We start from the raw sequence: 17,947 nt of genomic DNA on the forward strand, positions 1-17,947 counted from the left end.
TTTAATTTACCTTACGGTTTTACAGTCAGAATATATTTATTGTCCCAGTCGATGTATTTATTAATCAACAGTCGTACTTGAGCAGCGTCTGTTTTTGACGCCTGCTCGATAATTTTCTGATCCAGATCGGGCTGAAATCCCTTAACGATCAGGCTGGCTGCCTCCCTACTGCGGGAAAGCAGACTCTGGTGATCCTGATAGTATTCGCCGCGCAGGATGTTGCGGGCGCGCAGGATTTCATCTTCCGGCAGATCTTCCGCCTTAAGCATTTTAACGGTATTTTCAAATCCGGTCATAGCCTGTTCAAGCTGTTCCGGCTTGGTACCGATGTAGAAAGCCATAAATCCGGTCTTGGGTGCCTGCCAGAGAAAAGCGGTCACAGTGTAACCAAGGCCCTGCTTATCACGCAGGTCACGGAAAAGAAGCCCGCTCTGCCCTGCGAGAGAGGCCCGAAGCAGAGAAAGCCCTGCGGTTGCCTGTTCATCTTCCATGCCTGGAACCGGGAAAATCACCATCAGGTGGGCCTGATTACGATCCGGCAGGGTCATGGTCAGATCTTTCTCCCCTCCCCAATTGGGTACAGGGACAGATACAGCAGTATCCTTCACAACCAACTTGCCATCCAACTCTTTTGCAAAAGCAGCAAGAGCATCGCGGTCATAATCGCCGCAGATGGAAATTACAAAGGGACGGGAGGACTGCTTCTGCCAGTATGCAAGTATTTCCTCGCGAGTGAATTTCTCCACTGTTTCGGGCATACCGAGATGGAAATAAGAATAGCTGCCGTTTTTATAAAGAAAGGGAAAAATATTCCTGAAAGCAAGTCCCAAAGGACGGTCTTCCTTGCGCTTGATAGCGGAAACCTGATCCTGTCTTGCCCGATCCAATTCCTCTGCCGCAAAGCGGGGACTGGTGATAACTTCGTTTATGAGCGGCAGGATATCCGCAGTAAAGCGAGACGGAAATTTTGCATTGATGGCAAAAACCTCACGCCCGGCAGTAGCCCCGAGTGACGCAGCCCGGTCGGAAACAAAATCTTCAAGCTCGGTTGCATTCAGACTTTCAGTTCCACGGGTCAGACTCTGGGAAACCATTGCTGCAAGTCCCTGCTCTTCGGGAGTAAGGTCCGCGTCACCGCCAACCCAGTACATGGAAAGAGCTGTGTAGGGCAAAGTTTCATCGGGAATAAAAACCAGCTTGCTACCGTTTGAGAGTTCGATGGTTGCTGCTTCACCCGGTCCGGCTGCGTCTGCTTGAGCTGCATCTTTGACCTTTGCGGGCCAGTTATCTGCAACGGCCTTCTCAAAGTCCTGCGCATCAACTTCAACACCTTCAGGCATGAGCATGCAGGCGGCCAGCTTTTCAGGATCGAAATATTCATCGTAAAGCTGCTGCAACTGCTCCCTAGTAACGTTGCGCAGATCGTAAAGATAATTCTCCTCAGCCTGCTGTCCATCTTCAAAGAACTGAAAATAGCCCAGCTTGGAAGCCAGCCCGGAAAGAGTTTCCTTGGTCAGGAAAAGGGAGTCTTCAAGATTGATAACCACCCTGTCCATTTCACGGTCAGTAAAATCTTTAAAGTCAACAGAGGAAAGCTCAATCATAAGCTCTTTCCAGAATTCATCCACCTTATCCGCATCAAGAGTGGCGAACACGTAAAGCATCCCGGCCCGTTCAAGAGTCAGGGATGATACGGAGATGCTGTCCACCATGCGTTTTTCATACTTAAACTTACGGTACAGACGGGAAGTTTCACCGCCGCCGAGAAGTTCGCACATGGTTTCAAGTCCGGCAATTTTAGCGGAATCAAGACCGGGAATAGGGAAAGCCGCACCGATGTACGCCTTATTCCATTTACCGGGAACCACTTTGACTGTGGTCTTGCCAGTTGCGGGAACAGGGAAAGCAGTAGGTGGAACGACCGGAGCAACAGACTTGCGGCTGCCGCAAAGTTTTTCAGCTTCCTTAACCACTGCTTCGGGATCAATCTTACCGACAACGGTCAGCAGCATGGACTGCGGCTGATAAAGACGGTCAATATAAGCATGGATATCTTCAGATGAAATTCCTTTTACCGAGTCACGGTAGCCGATGATGGGCCACTGGTAACTGGTATCTTTCCAGACGATGGATTGCAGGGTCTTGAAAATCCTGCTGCCGGGATTATCTTCACCACGCTCCAGCTCGGAAAGAACAACTTCACGCTCGGATTTGAGTTCTTCGGGATCAATCTTTGCGTTGAAAGTCATGTCAGTGACGATATCCATGCCCAGCTTCCATTCATTCTCAGGGACTTCCACATAATAAACAGTGTAGTCAAAGCTGGTAGCGGCATTCATATCACCGCCCACGGACTCAATATCACGGGCGGTCTGACCGGGAGCGCGGGTTTCGGTCCCTTTAAAGACCATATGCTCAAGTAAATGGCTGATCCCTGCCTGCTCCGATTCTTCATAAGAAGATCCGGCGTGGACGAAAAGACGCACGTTAACCAACGGAAAGCGATCATCTTCCTTAATCAGAACAGACATACCGTTCCTGAGTTTGATCACATGCGGACCTTCGCCCGAAGCTAAGGCTTTCTTGATCTCACCGCTAAGTTCAGCGGTTGCAGCCTTTTCAGCAACAGAATCAGCAGAGAACTGGACAGCCTCAGCAGCAGGAGCAACTGCGGGTTCTTTTTCAATTATTCCGGCAGCCACATCTTCTTTTTTGTTGGCATCTATTTTTTCAACTTTGCATCCGGCACTCATCAGCAGCACCCCGCAAAGAAGCATAAGAATACATAGTTTTTCAAAATCAAATCCTTTAACGGCCTCAACGGCCTTCGCATTTTTTTGAGGGACCATGTCTTTTAAACTCCGGTATGTCAATCAGGTTTGAAGTACAAATTATCGTATAAATAGAGGGCGAGTAACAATATCCCATAAACACTAAAAAAGAAATTAAACACAGGTTGCGACAAGGTCAACGGAAGGAAGACAAAAGATGTCAAAAATCATTTCATACAAACACAATTACGAAAAACGTAAACTTGCCTTCCGCCCCCATGATTACAAGATGTTATCTACAACAATGAATGTTTAAGTTGATTGACAAAACAACAGGGGAGGGACATTATCTGCGGCGCGGAAAATACCGGTTGCGAGGTATTTTATTTCAATTATTAAACGGAGGTGCTGATGTCTTTCAACTCTACTGTCGCTCCTGTCAAGCGGGGCAAGAGTGACGCTATTCTGGACTGGCTCCAGATGTTTTCAGGGGTGGCTCTTATCATTTTTGTATTTATGCATATGAGCCTTGTTTCAAGTGTGATTTTCAGTCCATCAATCATGGACACCATTGCTCATACTTACGAGGAAAACTACATGGCCCAAATCGGCGGGCCGCTCCTTTTCCTGCTCTTCCTTTTTCATTTCTACCTTGCAGCGCGCAAGATTCCCTTCAGACTTGAAGGCCAGAAAACCATCTGGAAACACGCAAAAATGCTCAAGCATCGCGATACATGGCTTTGGATTGTGCAGGTGGTTTCCGCCATGCTGATTCTGGTCATGGGTGCTATTCACATGTGGGCTGTGCTAAGCGACTTGCCCATTACAGCGGCTCGCTCTGCTGAGCGTATCCAGTCCGGCCCTTGGATTTTCTTTTACCTTGTACTGGCTCCGTTGGTGGTTATGCACGTTGTTGCCGGCCTCTATAGAATTGCGGTTAAATGGGGCTTCATCAAGGATTACCAGCGCGGTGGGCTGAACAAGTTTGCCACCGGTCTGGCTGTATTCTTCATCTGCATCGGCCTGGCCACTCTGGCCCGCTTTATGACTCTCAGTACATAGATTTTCTGCTGCAACCCTTTGCGGAAAAGCCGTCTACTTTGATGAAGTGGACGGCTTTTTTATGTTCCGCTTTCCATTGCCTGATTCTCAAACCAATGATATTGGTCAGACCAATTGTTCAAAAATAAAAATTGGTAGGACCTATTATGGATTCAACAAATCCTGCAAAAACAGTGCACCAATCAGTGGCCCGGCAGATTGCCGAGCTGATTGAATCGGGCAATCTCAAAAAAGGAGATAAGCTACCTGCTGAAAGGACCTTAGCTGAAAGGTTCAAGGTTTCCAGAAGTTCGATACGTGAAGCGATTAAGTCTCTTGCACAAAAAAATCTGGTTGAAAGCCGCCGGGGAGATGGAACCTATATTCTCGCAGAAATGGACGCTGACATCTTTGATGCATTCACCACCGCTTTCAGCGACCAGAAAAAAAGAATAAGCGACATTTTCCAGTTCAGAAGAGTGATTGAGCCGGAAATTGCCGCGCTGGCAGCTGCTTCAATGAATGATGAAACACTCAACCGCTTAAAATTGATAGTCTGCGACCAGCAGATGAAATCCCAGAGCGGCAAGAACAGCAGCGACCTTGATGCCCTGCTGCACCGTGAAATTGCCAAGGCCACCGGGAACTCCATTTTCCCGGAAATGATGCAGGCCCTTGAGCAGATAATGGATGAAAGCCGCTCGGAAATTCTGCAACCGCCCGCAAGACAGCAGGCTTCCATCGCTGCGCATTTCAAAATCCTCGAAGCATTTGAAAACCGCGACCCGGCAATGGCCCGCGAAACCATGCGCAAGCACATAGCTGAAGTCGAAGAAGCGGCAACAGGCCGTAATCAACCTGAATAACCTGTAGCTAAAAGTAGAGGAAGAACTGATGTTTTCTACCTTACTGATTTTCGTTGTACTTGGTATTTTCGCCGGAATTCTGGCAGGACTGCTCGGTATCGGCGGCGGACTGGTCATTGTGCCTATTCTCGTCTTCGCCCTGCCCCCGCTGGGTATCCCGGAAGTTCACCTGATGCATATCGCACTGGGAACCTCCCTTGCGAGCATCATCTTCACTTCCATCTCCAGCATGCGCTCACACAATAAGCGCGGAGCCGTGCGCTGGGATATTTTCAAAACCATCACACCGGGAATTATTGTAGGAACATTTCTCGGTTCCCTTTCCACTTCATTCATGAATACCAATTTTCTGAAGGCCGTCTTCGTGATTTTCCTCTACTACGTAGCCTCGCAGATGCTTTTCGGACTTAAACCCAAGGCATCGCGACAGGTTCCCGGTTCCAAAGGGATGTTTACCGCCGGTAGCGTGATAGGAATATTTTCCAGCCTTGTGGGTATCGGTGGCGGAACCCTTTCCGTGCCCTTCCTGACCATGTGCAACATCGTCATCCATACCGCCATCGGCACAGCTGCGGCCATAGGATTACCCATCGCATTAGCAGGGACAGCCGGATATATTTGGACCGGGCTGGGCGTAGAAGGACTGCCTCCCTACTGCTTCGGCTATGTATACCTGCCCGCCTTGATCGGGATTGTTTCAGCAAGTATGCTGACAGCGCCCATCGGTGTGCGGCTGGCTCACAGCCTGCCCGTCGACAAGCTCAAAAAGATTTTCGCAGTGCTGCTTATTATCGTAGCAACCCGTATGTTAATTACTATTTTTTAGTATTTTAAGGAGAATCCACATGAAAGAAGTACGCGACAACGCACGTGATTTGATGAAAGGCTATTGCAAAGTATGCCCGGTCTGTAACGGCAAAGCCTGCGTGGGCGAAGTTCCCGGTATGGGCGGCCTTGGCACTGCGGCAAGCTTTAAAAATAATGTAAAAGCCCTTGAAGACCTGAAACTGAACATGCGCACCATCCATGAATTCAGCGAGCCGGACACCTCGGTGAATATCATGGGCATTGACCTTGATATCCCGGTCATTGCCGCCCCCATCGGTGGAGTTGAATTCAATATGGGCGGCAAAATAAGCGAACAGGTTTACGTCACCAACAAACTCAAAGGCTGCAAGGATAAAGGCATCATCGGCTGTACCGGAGACGGCGTACCGCCCTTTATCCATGAAAGCGGATTTGCAGCGATTAAAGATGTTGCAGGCCATGGCATTCCCTTCATCAAACCGTGGGAAGACAAAGAATTAAACGAAAAACTCCAAAAAGCTGAAGAAACCGGAAGTAAGATCATCGGCATGGACATTGACGCCGCCGGACTGATCACCCTCAAAAAAATGGGCCGTCCGGTCACCCCCAAATGCATGCGTAAACTGCGTGAAATCATCGAATCCGTAAATGCGGACTTCATCCTCAAGGGCATTATGACCCCGGATGAAGCACGCATGGCAATTGACGCCGGAGCCAAGGGAATTGTTGTTTCCAACCACGGCGGGCGCGTGCTCGACTCCTGCCCCGGCACAGCGGAGGTACTCTTTGAAATCTCCCGTGCAGTGGCCGGACAGTGTTGCGTAATGGTCGACGGCGGCGTGCGCACAGGAAGCGATGTGCTCAAAATGCTGGCCCTCGGCGCAGATGCGGTCATGATCGGACGCCCCTTCTCCATTGCGACCATGGGCGGCTTACAGGAAGGTGTGGAAAAATATATCGACCAACTCAAATCCGAACTCACCGCCGCTATGGTTCTCACCGGAACTGAAAAAGCAAGCTTTGTGGATATAAGAGTTTTGTACCGTTAATGGACCAACATCCAGCGAGGCAGAACTTCAAATGAAGTTTTGCCTCATTTTTTTGGCCATTCATCAAGTTAAATTTATTTGATTTCTTTTGAGTAACCCAAAAAATATATTTTAGGTGTTGACGTACAGCTTTAGCAGAGTTATCTTTTAATCAAAGGCAGAGGTAGTTGTTCCAAACGCAACTTGCAACCAACCCTCAAGACGGGAGTGAAATCGATTTGATATCACTTTCTAAAAGCGAGTCTCTAAGCGAGGCTCAATTCGAGGGGAGCCTACCGCGAGAGTTCTTTTAAGACCTCCAACGGGCCCACGGAGAGATTGGAAATCGCCGGTTATCCCGGCAAATGCGAAAACGGACCCCCTCTTCTAAGGCAAAACGGATTAAGTTTAACTTTGTAACCAACCATTAAATCGGTTTAGACGCGTAGTAGATAACATCAAAACAACCGCTAATCTTGGTTGAAACGCGTACTTTAGGTAATACTAAAAGCAAACCGTTAACATGTGGTTAGGACACTGTTCCAATCAATCTGTAAAACATGTTTTAAAGCCCCCCGGACGGAACTTAAGTTCCATCCGGGGTTTTCTTTTTGTCAATTTTTATAGACATCTGTTGGACAGAACACGCCACATGTGTCATTATTAAGAGCATCACAAACATATAAACTTGATAGTTTGAGCCTGTCTTACAAACCAGCATGAAAGAGACATGAAAAAGTTTTTTTACCTCATAACCAAATACATAACATCTGTATTATCCATTCTGCTTTTATTGCACGGGATATCTTATGCTGATCCGCTGACAATTGGCTATATTGAACTTCCACCCTACTACTTTACAAACGCCCAGCATCAACCGGATGGTTTTTTATTACATCTTACCAAAAAAATTATGAATAAAGCAGGATGCGAATGCACCTACAAAAGTATGCCATCAAAAAGGATATTACATACAATCAGAAAAGGGGGGTCTTTTGCATCAATTGGATGGTTCAAAACACAAGATCGCGAAGAATACGCTAAATTTTCGCAACCTATCTACAAAAATAAACCAATTGGTATATTTCTAAGAAAAAAAGACTATAAAAAATTTAGTCGACACAAAACACTGAAAGAACTTCTGGAACAAAATAAATTCAAAACTGGGTATATTGCCGGGCATTCCATGGGTAAATATATCGACACCTTGCTGGACAAACATTCCCACTCAGTCCACGCATTATCCGGTACAACTCAACAACTTGTAAGAATGCTCCATGATGGGAGCATTGATTTTTGCCTTCTGGCACCAATAGAGACTTCTAAAATTATCCAGCAGTCCAGCTACCGGGAAGATGAATTCTATTTCATGTCCATGGCCGACATAACCAAAGGAAACACACGTCACCTAATCTTTTCCAGAAATGTTTCAGATGAAACAATTGAAAAGATAAATACTGCCATCGATGAAATAATGAATGAGACAGACGAACACGAAATAGATTAAAGTTATCCATATATAAAACAGAGGACATAAAACATATTCATCATCCTCGTTTGAAACTTTTTCAAAACGAGGGCTTCTTTTTTTATTGCAAGCAACAATACAAGTTTTATTTATATCCGTTAGATGCTACATAATCTCACTTTCAGATGAACAGACACATAGCTACAGCAGGATATAAATGTCAGGACATTTCAAAAACATTTATTTTTCAAGAAATTACGCAACGTTAGCTTTCGCCATACTTTCCATTTTCATATTTAATGGAAACACCGGTTGCGGTACATCCCCAAACCATCATCCTTTTGTGAAAACTCAAGCTGCTGATTACAGTGGGTTAAGCTGGACGCAGGCATATGATGCATTTCACGCGCTAATGCAAAAACAATATGCATTCAGTGACTGGAAAAGTATTAATTGGAACACGCTTGACAACACTATCCGCCCAAAAGTCGTTGCAGCCGAAGCAGCAGTAAATGCAGACAATTACATTAATGCTTTACTTGAATACACCAGATCAATACCTGATGGACATGTCACTTGGAACTCTACGGCTATTAATGGTATTACTACAAACACGAAAGGGACTTACGGTCTCGGAATTATCGGTTTAGATGATGGAAAAGTTATAGCTAACTTTGTAAAAGCCGGAGGACCAGCCAATGCCGCCGGAATTGATGTCGGCTCCGAAATTACTCATTGGGATGGCGTCCCCATTGCCACAGCAGTATCACAAGCATCTACAATATGGCGCCCCAATCCAGCTTCTATAGCAACAAATGAACATACCATTCTCGAACAATACAGAGCTCTCGCTTTGGACCCCGTCGGCACCAATATTACCGTTACATATTTTAAAGCAGACGGTACCGGACCATTTGTAACTCCAGCATTGGCGGCTGCAGATGACGGTGGAGAAGTTGAATTCAGGACAAGGCTTTGGGACCGCGTGGATGAAGCCGACCCGATCAAATACGAAGTACTTGCCAGCGGGTACGGTTATATACAGCTCGGCACGCTGGAAAGCGATGATATTTCTTTTGATCAACTCTTTGATAAGTTCAAAGAGGCAATGGAATTCCTGACCGGAAGAAATGTTCCGGGAATTATCATTGATCTTCGGGCAAACGGCGGAGGGTCAGATGAGCTCGCAGCCAAGATCTCAGGATTTTTTTATTCTGAAAGAACATTTTACGAATACCAGAATATCTACAATGCCTACAATGAACAGCGCGAAATACTTCTACCAAGTCCTGATGACACCTACATACTGGGCTGGGGACTTCCGTTGAACATAATGCCGCAATATCCCCAATTCAGAGGCCCAATAGTAGGCATCGTAAACCCGGACAGCGTCAGCTCTGCTGAAGGGGTAGCAATGACCATACAAAACCTCGAGAACGGCTACATTGTAAGTTTTTACGGAACAAACGGATCATTTGGAATGACCGGGGGAGAAGCCAAAATACCCCTCGGATATACAATCAGTTTTCCCAATGGACAATCACTGGACATAAATAAAGAAGTACAACTGGACAGCCAAAACGGAATTGGCGGAATTACGCCTGACGTTCGAGTCCCAAAGACATCAGCCAGAATGATAGATTACGCCAATAGGGTTGATACCGAACTGGCCTATGCAGTAGATTTTCTAAACTCGTTGTAAGGTTGAATTCCTACCGCCGCTTCTTCGGCATGGCGGCAGTGCAAACCCAATCCAGCACCAGAGGTGGATTCACATTGTAATTAAGGGACTCCTGCGCCTTGCCAAGCACAAGGTCGAGCCTGCGCAATCCTTTGGCATCAAATAACCCTGAAAGGGCGTTGGCAGCAGAAGTTGATTGGGGATTTAGAAGTGCGTTCTTGAGTTCCCGCTGACAGCCCATGACCACCTGCAAGCCCATTTCTTTATCCAGCGCGCCTTTTGCGGAAGTACGCGCAAACCAGCCCTGACCGGAACGCCAGAAATGGACCATGGCATTGACCCACTGCGCCACTTCCGGGGAATTCTGCTGATCTGTAGGCCAAGCAAGGGTAATCACCCAGCTTCGGGAGACAAGGGTTTCGAGCAGTCGCTCACGCTGCGGTGCAGTGAGAACAAAAACGTTACCGGGGCGGGGTTCTTCAAGAGTCTTGAGCAGCGCGTTGGCAGAGTTGCCGTTTAGGTGTTGCGCCTCACGGACCACGGTAACACGGGTGCCGCCGCCATGGGGAGGTTGTCCCCAGACCGGGAGAAGTTCACGAATAGAGTCTACGGAAATATCCTGCTTCAGTCCGGTGCCGCTATCATTTTCTTCACGATCGATAAGTAAAAAATCGTTAAAAGCATTATCTGCAATCTGCTGGCAGGACTGGCAGGTTCCGCACGGGTCCTGACCGTTCTCACAGTTCAGCACGCAAGCCCAGTAACGAGCCATGTCCATACGCTCATCAGCACTGCCGCCTTCAATCAGCAAACATTGCGGAGGCTTCTGGGCCAGCTTCGCAAATCTGGGCAGAACCAGATTCTGCCTCGAAGCAGTTTCTTTAATAGATGTGAACATGGTGTGCCAGCAACAAAGCCTAATAAAAGATTCTGAAAGATGGGATCTGGTAGAGGTAGATTGTTAAAACAATCTACCTCTACCAGTAATCAAAGTAAGCAATATTATCTTACAATAGTCTGAGCGCGGTCGGGACCGACAGAGACTATGCCGACTTTTACGCCGGAGAGTTCTTCAATGCGTGCAATGTAGTTACGCGCGGCTTCGGGCAGCTCATCGTAGCTGGAAGCCTTGGTGATATCTTCATCCCAGCCGGGCATGGATTCATAAACGGGCTTGACGTGAGCCATGCCGTTCTGTTCCTGCGGGGGATAATCGACTTTTTCACCGCGATACTCGTAAGCAACGCAGATTTTGATTTCTTTAAGACCGGAAAGAACGTCCAGCTTAGTCAATGCGAACTCGGTGAGATCACAGAGTCTTGCGGTTTCACGCAGGACAACCATGTCCAACCAGCCGCAGCGGCGCTTACGTCCGGTGGTTGCACCAAACTCGTGACCGTTCTTCTGCAATGTTTCACCGATTTCGTCGAACAGTTCGGTTGCGAAAGGCCCGGCACCAACACGAGTGGTGTACGCCTTGCAGATACCGATGATACGTTCCAGCTGGCGAGGACCGCATCCGGCACCTGCTGCTGCGTTACCGGAAACAACATTGGAAGAGGTAACAAACGGATAGGTTCCGTGATCGATATCAAGATGCACGCCCTGTGCTCCTTCGAAAAGCACGTCCTTGCCTTCCTTGTTTACATCCTGAATAATGGATGAAACATCAGCAAGATAAGGTGCTACCCTTTCTGCGATGGGCAGGATTTCCTGATATACCTTTTCAGCATCAAGAGCTTCGACATTGAAAAGTTTTTCAAAAAGAACGTTCTTTTCCTGAAGACCGGCCACGATTTTTTCACGCAGCAATTCAGGATCAGCGAGATCGGCGGCACGGATACCGCAACGGTTCATTTTATCTTCGTAGCAGGGACCGATACCGCGACCGGTGGTTCCGATCTTGTTATCAGCGGATTTAAGGGATTCGCGGCAATTGTCCATCAGTCTGTGGTACGACATGATAATCTGTGTTTTCTTACTGATCATCAAACGCTCAGGGGATACGTCCACGCCCTTTTCGGCGAGTCCGTCAATCTCCTTGAGAAAAACCTCGGGGTCGAGTACTACCCCGTTACCGATGAGGCACTTTTTACCTTGATGAAGAACCCCGGACGGGATGAGATGCAGGATACACTGCTCTCCTTCCACAACAAGTGTGTGACCGGCGTTGTTTCCACCCTGGAAACGTACAATCGCACCTGCTTGTTCGGCGAGCATATCAACGATTTTGCCCTTGCCTTCGTCCCCCCACTGGGTTCCCACGATTACGGTATTAGCCATTACTAATGTGCTCCTTCTACAGTATTTCCGCATGCACTTGACTTAAGGCATGGAATTCTTGCTGTAATTTGATTACTTGATAGCGGCACTACGTCTGACGTATATTAACAGGAACGGGCCTGTCGCTCATAAATTAAAATCCGTTAAGGCCGCCCAAGACTATCTGCTTACCTGCTGTTAATACCCCCTTTGGAGGAGGTATGCCAGTACTAAGCACGGCAGACGGGTTTTAATGCGTAAAAAATCTTTAGGGGAAATGTCAATACATCAAAGCAAATTAAATGACCCAAAAACGGGTATTTTGACACTTTTTTCACAACATATTTTCAATATTGTTGTGTACTTGGCGTTATTATCCCTTTTTTATTACATTTATTCAGTAAAATATGTCATTCCCCTTCCCGGCACAATCCGGGTTGCCGCAGTGAACACTGAACGTGTCTTTCCTAAACTTTCCCCATGGGGTCCCGGATTTGAACGTGAACTGGTCGACGAATTTATAGAATTCATCAACACAGACCTTGATATCAAGGCCTATGCTACCCATGATGAAGCCTTTGAAGCCCTGACCAAAGGAAAGGCCGATATCATGCTGGCCACCGGGTACAATCCTGACTTAAAAGCAACCACAACTCCGCTGCTTACGGGGCCTGTTTATGAAAAGGACCCAGCGGCAATGCTGCACCACATCCGCAGATTTGAACTACGCACTCCATTTGAGCTCTGCGATCAGGAAGTTTTTGTCCCCGCCCATTCAGGATTGGTAAAAACTTTCACCAATCTCAGCGAACAGCTCGACTGTCTGCCAACCATGATCAGCGGCAGCGATGCCGTCCATCTGGAACCGCTGCTGCAATACAATAACAATAAGACAATGCGTTTCCATCTGGTGGAGTCCGGCACGTTCAAGCCCATTAGACCGTTCCTGCATAAACTCAGGATCACCGATTATTTCGGAGATGAGCTGGAATACAGATGGTACCTGCGCAAGGATGTCCACGGCCTTGGCCAAAAATCTGAAGACTACTGGCATCTGGTAACCACCAACGGCACCATTGAGGATTTACAGGAAAAATATTTTGGTTTTATCCCGGATGAGACAGACTTTTATGATCTTTATTCCCTGCGCAAAGATATCCGGGAAAAACTGCCCCGCTACCGTAAATATATCCTCAAGGCCGCGAAAAAATACAATATCGATCCGCTGCTGCTCACTGCGGTTATGTATCAGGAATCCCGCTTTGACCCGCTGGCACGCAGCAAAACCGGGGTTCGCGGACTCATGCAGCTCACTAACGATACCGCTCAACTTTTAGGGTTAACAAGCAGACTGGACCCTAAACAGGCAATTAACGGCGGAGCCCGCTACCTGAGATTTATCTGGGACAAGCTGGAAAGCCGCGATGTAGACGGCTGGGACCGCTGGCTGTTTACTCTTGCGGCCTACAATCAGGGTTTAGGCCATGTTTACGATGCCATTGATATTGCCAAGTATACCAGCAGACATCCGGGCACATGGCGTTCTCTCAAACAGGTTTTTCCGCTGCTGACCCGCACCAAATACCATTCCAAAACAAAACACGGCTACACACGTGGGTATGAAGCCGTGGATTATGTTGATAGCATTCGCTACTATTATTATATCATGAATGGATTAGCTATCCTTCCTGGGCTGGAGTCTGATTACCTTGCTCCCCTTGCTACCGCCCGCTGAACCGCCTGATTTGTTCCCCGGCTTTGAGCCGAACAAATCATCCTCACCCTTACCGGGAATAAAATCCGGACGTGGAGACATGGATTCCGGCCCGGCAGTCTGGGCCCAATGATAATTAAAGAGCTGGTTTTTAAGCCGCACAGCCTGTATCATTCCGAATACAACTGCGGCCTCTTCCCATTTACGGGTGGGCTCGAAATTGGAAACTTCAGCTTCGTACTTATTCCATAACTCTGTAAGAGAAGCCTCATCGTAGGCATTGAGCTGTTTTGCCAATTTCAACAAAGCCTTTTCCATATAACCTTCTGACATATATTCTCCCAATAAAGTGCTGTAACTGAATCTCATGGAAAAATTTAAGTTTTTTCCTGCGCACTGGATCAAATTTAACCTACAAAAAGATTGCCGGGACCGCAATTCAAAATTGCCCGTCGGAAAAGGGTGTGCTATGAGCGGCTTACCACAAGGCAACAATTCACGGAGAACAACAATGAGTGATCTTAAAAAGATGTACAAAACCTTGCAGCAGGACCCTTTTCCCGCTGACATGACCGTTACCCTCGGCGACCAGAAACTGACCTTCAAAAAAAGGACCTGGGAAATCGACGGCGAAACCAAGGGACTTCGTTACGGCGAAAACCCGGATCAGCCCGCAGCACTTTATGAGCTGGTTTCCGGCGGACTAGAATACGACGGCATCAAATTTCGCGGCGAAGGACAGGGACTTGTTTCCGCACTCACCGAAGAGCACATGATTCAGGCGGGCAAGCATCCCGGCAAAACCAACCTGACCGATGTGGACAACGCCCTGAACATCCTGCAATACCTCACCGCCAAGCCTGCGGCTGTTATCCTTAAGCATAACAACCCCTGCGGTGCATCATGGTCTGAAGAAGGCGTAGGTGTAGCCCTGCGTAATGCTTTTCAGGCCGACCGTATTGCCGCATTCGGCGGAGCCATTGTAGTCAACCGTCCTTTCACTATGGAAGCGGCTGAAGTTGTCGACAGTGCATATTTTGAAGTTGTTGCTGCTCCTTCTTTTGAAGAGGGAACCCTCGAAGTGCTCAAGAAACGCAAAAACCTGCGCATCCTTCAGATTCCCGGCATTGCCGATCTGGAAAAAATGCTCGGCCAGCCTTTCCTTGATGTAAAATCACTCATGGACGGCGGTATGGTTGTGCAGTTCTCTTTCCGCAACCGTATCCTCGACGCTGAAGATTTCATCCCCGCCACTGCTGAAAAAGACGGTTCCAGCTTCTCTTCCCGCGCTCCTTCCAAGCAGGAAACAGATGACATGCTCTTCGCATGGGCTGTTGAAGCAGGTGTAACCTCCAACTCCGTAATTTTTGCCAAAGACGGCGTAACCACTGCCATCGGCACCGGTGAACAGGACCGCGTAGGTTGCGTTGAGCTGGCTGTGACCAAGGCACGCATCAAGTACGCTGACGGACTCTGCTTTGAAAAATTCAAGATGTCTCTTTTCGAGCTGAAGCTTAAAGCCCTCAAAGACGAACAGGCCGCCAAGGATCTCGCTGAGATCGAACAGGCCGCAGTTGAAGCCAAGGGCGGACTTAAAGGTTCCGTGCTGGTTTCTGACGGTTTCTTCCCCTTCCGCGACGGCGTAGATATGTGCATGGCGCAGGGCATCACCGCCATTGCCCAGCCCGGCGGTTCCATTCGCGACCACGAAGTGATTCAGGCTACCAACGAAGCCTCACCGCAGGTCGCCATGGTCTTTACCGGCCAAAGATCTTTTAAGCATTAAGAAAATGCCTCCGGCGTCTGGGGAAGGAAAACTTTTCGAAAAAGTTTTCCTTCCCCAGACCCCATCCTTTCCAAACTTTTTAATAAGGCTTCGCCGCTTCGAATCTCAAATTTATTTTAGCTTAGGCCTGCCATTTCAATAGTTAAACATTTATGTTAAGAATGCCCGGATGTCTTTTCAGACGTTCGGGGTTTATTTTTTTTTACGACTTACAAGTTAGAACATTTCTTCCACCTGATTGCGAGCAGGCGGAGTGCGGGAAACGTTTACTGTACAAGCAAACACAGCAGTTCCCGGAAGGATTTACATGTCCCTATTCAAGGAAGGACGTTACGTAGCGCCCGGAAATATTGTGGAATTCATGCATGGCAACCAGCCACAGCTAGCATTTGTCATGGAAGAGCAATCCGGAAAGCTCAAACTCTACACCATCAACAAGCGTGAAACCAAGATGCCCGCAGCACGGGTACTTCCTTGGATCGGACCGCAATATTCCGCATCGGCATCCCGTCAGGAAATGCTGGACTACATGGTCGCCCATCAGGAAAAACGGGGCGAGCTTCAAGCCGGACTTGATACCATGGAAATCTGGGATCTGGCTCAGGGTGAACTTGAAAAAGCACCCCTGAACTGGTTCGCAGGACTTCTCTGGGAAAAGCCGGATGCCGACCAGATCTCCGCCCTTGGACGGGCCATGATCGCGGCCAAAACCCACTTTAAATTTCAGCCTCCTGAATTCATCATCTACACTCAGGAAAAAGTTGATCTCCGCCTGAAACAGCAGGCCGAAGAAAAGGCTCATGAAGAGATTATGAGTGTAGGTCAGGACCTTTTCAAAAGGATCTGGACCGCCCGTGAATCCGGCGGAAAAATCAGACCGGACCAGATTCCGGCCATGTCCGAGGAAATTGCCGAAGGGCTTAAATCCTTTCTCATGGACAGAGTTTCCGGATTGAATGAAGATAAATCCAACAAAATGTGGTCCGCCCTGCGCAAAGGATTGCCTGACCACCCCCATCTGCCGTTGCTGCTTGCTCAAGGCTGGGGAATCGTGCATCCGCACCACAACTATCTGCTGGATGAAGCGGATTACGCTTTTGACGACAGCTGGTCCGCTGAACACAGCAATGAAATTGGCAAACTGATCAAAGCTGTGGAAACAAAAGCCGGCGATCCCTGCCCATTGCCTATGCGCAGCATCGATTCCGCCACCACCAAAGATATTGATGACGCCTTCAATCTCGTGAAAAAGGAAGACGGCGGATACACCTTGACCATTGCTCTTGCCCGCCCCTGTATGGATTGGAACTTCGATTCTGACCTTGATCAGGCAGTCATGAATCGCGGAACCAGCGTGTACTTACCTGAAGGCACCAGCCACATGATGCCCGAAGCTCTCGGTATCGGGGCGTTCAGCCTCTTTTCCGGGGAAGTACGCCCGGCCCTGATCACGACTTTTGAACTGGATGCACAAGGAATTCTGCAATCGGTTTCTCCCCATAATGGCTGGGTTAAGCTCACTGACAACTCCACCTACCTTGCAGTGGAACAGATGCTCGAAGAAGGCAGCGACGATGAAATGGCTCTCGCATTTGAGCTTTCTGAAAAACTGCTTCAGGAACGCATCAAACACGGTGCAATTGTCATCCGCAGGCCCGAACCGGAACTGTCCCTTGAAGGCTGGCCTCAGCAGACCAAAGTTATCATGTCTTCCAAAGAGAAGACTACCCGCGCGGACCAGATTATCAGCGAATTCATGATCCTCGCCAACTCCGGGCTGGGTAAATTTGCCGAAGAAAATGATTTCCCCCTGCTTTATCGCACGCAGGACATAGCTTTACCCTCCGATCTGAGCGGAATTATTACCGAACCGCACGAAATTTTTATGCGGGTGCGTCAGATGGTTCCCCCTCAGATGGATACCACACCCAAAAAACACGCCACACTGGCAGTGACCGGATACAGCCCGATCACTTCACCGCTGCGCCGCTACGCGGACTTCATCAACATGGCCCAGCTCTGCCATTACCTTGTAGAAGAAAAACCTAAGTGGGATGCGGAAGGTTTAAAAGCACTTGCCGACAATTTGCAGATACGTTTGCAGTCGGTAATCAAAATCCAGAGATTCAGGCCCCGCTACTGGAAGCTTCTTTATCTGGCCCAGAACAGAAAAGGGTGGCACCATGCTGTTGTAGTGGATGACAACGGTCCTCTTGCTACGCTGGCCATGCCTGAAATCCAGATCAACGTAAGGGTTCCCCGGCCCATGCTGGGTGACAAACTCTACCCCGGTCAGGGCTTTCAGATTCGCTTTAATAAAATCGACCCGCTGACCAATGAACTGCGTGTTGTAGAAGCTATGGAAGAATAAATTTCAAGGAGAGGAGATGCTTATTTCCAGTTGTTTTTTTAACGGAAATTAGCATAATGTAATTTCGGTTTTTTTAAGTCGCACAAGACTTTAAATGCCGTCATCAAACGGAAACTTACTGGCAGCCCGGACTATACCGCATAGGGGAAAAC

13 protein-coding genes are annotated in these 17,947 nt (G+C 48.1%); 9 read left to right on the top strand and 4 right to left on the bottom strand.

The annotated features are described in order from the left end of the window. Positions 1–11: 11 nt before the first annotated feature. A complete protein-coding gene (locus tag FMS18_RS13610; RefSeq protein ID WP_163295217.1) occupies positions 12–2,849 on the bottom strand; it encodes a pitrilysin family protein in 2,838 nt (945 codons plus the stop codon). Positions 2,850–3,182: 333 nt separating this feature from the next. On the opposite strand from FMS18_RS13610, the gene FMS18_RS13615 reads away from it, so the two are divergent. From FMS18_RS13615 to FMS18_RS13640, 6 genes are all read left to right on the top strand, one after another. Further along, positions 3,183–3,833: a succinate dehydrogenase/fumarate reductase cytochrome b subunit gene (locus tag FMS18_RS13615; protein WP_136672573.1), complete on the top strand. Its 651-nt coding sequence runs from the start codon at positions 3,183–3,185 to the stop codon at positions 3,831–3,833. Positions 3,834–3,979: 146 nt separating this feature from the next. Beyond that, positions 3,980–4,678 carry a FadR/GntR family transcriptional regulator gene (locus tag FMS18_RS13620; protein ID WP_163295218.1) on the top strand — a complete coding sequence of 233 codons (699 nt, stop codon included), beginning with the start codon at positions 3,980–3,982 and terminating at the stop codon, positions 4,676–4,678. 28 nt (positions 4,679–4,706) lie between these two features. After that, the gene (locus tag FMS18_RS13625) at positions 4,707–5,504 is read left to right on the top strand and encodes a sulfite exporter TauE/SafE family protein (protein ID WP_163295219.1); all 798 of its coding nucleotides are present in this window, start codon (positions 4,707–4,709) and stop codon (positions 5,502–5,504) included. 19 nt (positions 5,505–5,523) lie between these two features. Further along, a complete protein-coding gene (locus FMS18_RS13630; protein ID WP_203544637.1) occupies positions 5,524–6,534 on the top strand; it encodes an alpha-hydroxy-acid oxidizing protein in 1,011 nt (336 codons plus the stop codon). Positions 6,535–7,243: 709 nt separating this feature from the next. Beyond that, positions 7,244–8,020, top strand: a complete 777-nt coding sequence (locus FMS18_RS13635; protein WP_163295220.1) for an ABC transporter substrate-binding protein — start codon at positions 7,244–7,246, stop codon at positions 8,018–8,020. 178 nt (positions 8,021–8,198) lie between these two features. Continuing rightward, a complete protein-coding gene (locus FMS18_RS13640; RefSeq protein WP_163295221.1) occupies positions 8,199–9,683 on the top strand; it encodes a S41 family peptidase in 1,485 nt (494 codons plus the stop codon). Between the two features lie 10 nt (positions 9,684–9,693). On the opposite strand, the gene FMS18_RS13645 is transcribed toward FMS18_RS13640, so the two are convergent. Both FMS18_RS13645 and FMS18_RS13650 read right to left on the bottom strand, forming a co-directional pair. Further along, the gene (locus FMS18_RS13645; protein ID WP_163295222.1) at positions 9,694–10,560 is read right to left on the bottom strand and encodes a DNA polymerase III subunit delta'; all 867 of its coding nucleotides are present in this window, start codon (positions 10,558–10,560) and stop codon (positions 9,694–9,696) included. 104 nt (positions 10,561–10,664) lie between these two features. Next, positions 10,665–11,945, bottom strand: a complete 1,281-nt coding sequence (locus tag FMS18_RS13650) for an adenylosuccinate synthase (protein ID WP_163295223.1) — start codon at positions 11,943–11,945, stop codon at positions 10,665–10,667. Between the two features lie 424 nt (positions 11,946–12,369). On the opposite strand from FMS18_RS13650, the gene FMS18_RS13655 reads away from it, so the two are divergent. After that, positions 12,370–13,659 carry a transglycosylase SLT domain-containing protein gene (locus FMS18_RS13655; RefSeq protein ID WP_368854170.1) on the top strand — a complete coding sequence of 430 codons (1,290 nt, stop codon included), beginning with the start codon at positions 12,370–12,372 and terminating at the stop codon, positions 13,657–13,659. Here FMS18_RS13655 and FMS18_RS13660 read toward each other — a convergent pair. After that, positions 13,600–13,956: a hypothetical protein gene (locus FMS18_RS13660; protein WP_306774086.1), complete on the bottom strand. Its 357-nt coding sequence runs from the start codon at positions 13,954–13,956 to the stop codon at positions 13,600–13,602. The two genes, FMS18_RS13655 and FMS18_RS13660, sit on opposite strands and share 60 nt — an antisense overlap. A gap of 193 nt (positions 13,957–14,149) precedes the next feature. Here FMS18_RS13660 and FMS18_RS13665 point away from each other — a divergent pair, with 193 nt between their 5' ends. Next, positions 14,150–15,424 (top strand): IMP cyclohydrolase, encoded by a 1,275-nt coding sequence (locus FMS18_RS13665; protein WP_163295226.1) that lies wholly within the window; start codon positions 14,150–14,152, stop codon positions 15,422–15,424. A gap of 307 nt (positions 15,425–15,731) precedes the next feature. Beyond that, on the top strand, positions 15,732–17,795 hold the full coding sequence (locus tag FMS18_RS13670; RefSeq protein WP_163295227.1) for a ribonuclease catalytic domain-containing protein: 2,064 nt from the start codon (positions 15,732–15,734) through the stop codon (positions 17,793–17,795). Positions 17,796–17,947 lie beyond the last annotated feature (152 nt).

Origin of the sequence: Desulfovibrio sp. JC022 (assembly GCF_010470665.1) — a bacterium.
Taxonomy (GTDB): Bacteria; Desulfobacterota; Desulfovibrionia; order Desulfovibrionales; family Desulfovibrionaceae; genus Maridesulfovibrio.

Bases quoted from the DNA above. Each gene is read 5' to 3' on its own strand.
- FMS18_RS13610 (WP_163295217.1), bottom strand. From the start codon at position 2,849: ATGGTCCCTCAAAAAAATGCGAAGGCCGTTGAGGCCGTTAAAGGATTT.
- FMS18_RS13615 (WP_136672573.1), top strand. From the start codon at position 3,183: ATGTCTTTCAACTCTACTGTCGCTCCTGTCAAGCGGGGCAAGAGTGAC.
- FMS18_RS13620 (WP_163295218.1), top strand. From the start codon at position 3,980: ATGGATTCAACAAATCCTGCAAAAACAGTGCACCAATCAGTGGCCCGG.
- FMS18_RS13625 (WP_163295219.1), top strand. From the start codon at position 4,707: ATGTTTTCTACCTTACTGATTTTCGTTGTACTTGGTATTTTCGCCGGA.
- FMS18_RS13630 (WP_203544637.1), top strand. From the start codon at position 5,524: ATGAAAGAAGTACGCGACAACGCACGTGATTTGATGAAAGGCTATTGC.
- FMS18_RS13635 (WP_163295220.1), top strand. From the start codon at position 7,244: ATGAAAAAGTTTTTTTACCTCATAACCAAATACATAACATCTGTATTA.
- FMS18_RS13640 (WP_163295221.1), top strand. From the start codon at position 8,199: ATGTCAGGACATTTCAAAAACATTTATTTTTCAAGAAATTACGCAACG.
- FMS18_RS13645 (WP_163295222.1), bottom strand. From the start codon at position 10,560: ATGTTCACATCTATTAAAGAAACTGCTTCGAGGCAGAATCTGGTTCTG.
- FMS18_RS13650 (WP_163295223.1), bottom strand. From the start codon at position 11,945: ATGGCTAATACCGTAATCGTGGGAACCCAGTGGGGGGACGAAGGCAAG.
- FMS18_RS13660 (WP_306774086.1), bottom strand. From the start codon at position 13,956: ATGGAAAAGGCTTTGTTGAAATTGGCAAAACAGCTCAATGCCTACGAT.
- FMS18_RS13665 (WP_163295226.1), top strand. From the start codon at position 14,150: ATGAGTGATCTTAAAAAGATGTACAAAACCTTGCAGCAGGACCCTTTT.
- FMS18_RS13670 (WP_163295227.1), top strand. From the start codon at position 15,732: ATGTCCCTATTCAAGGAAGGACGTTACGTAGCGCCCGGAAATATTGTG.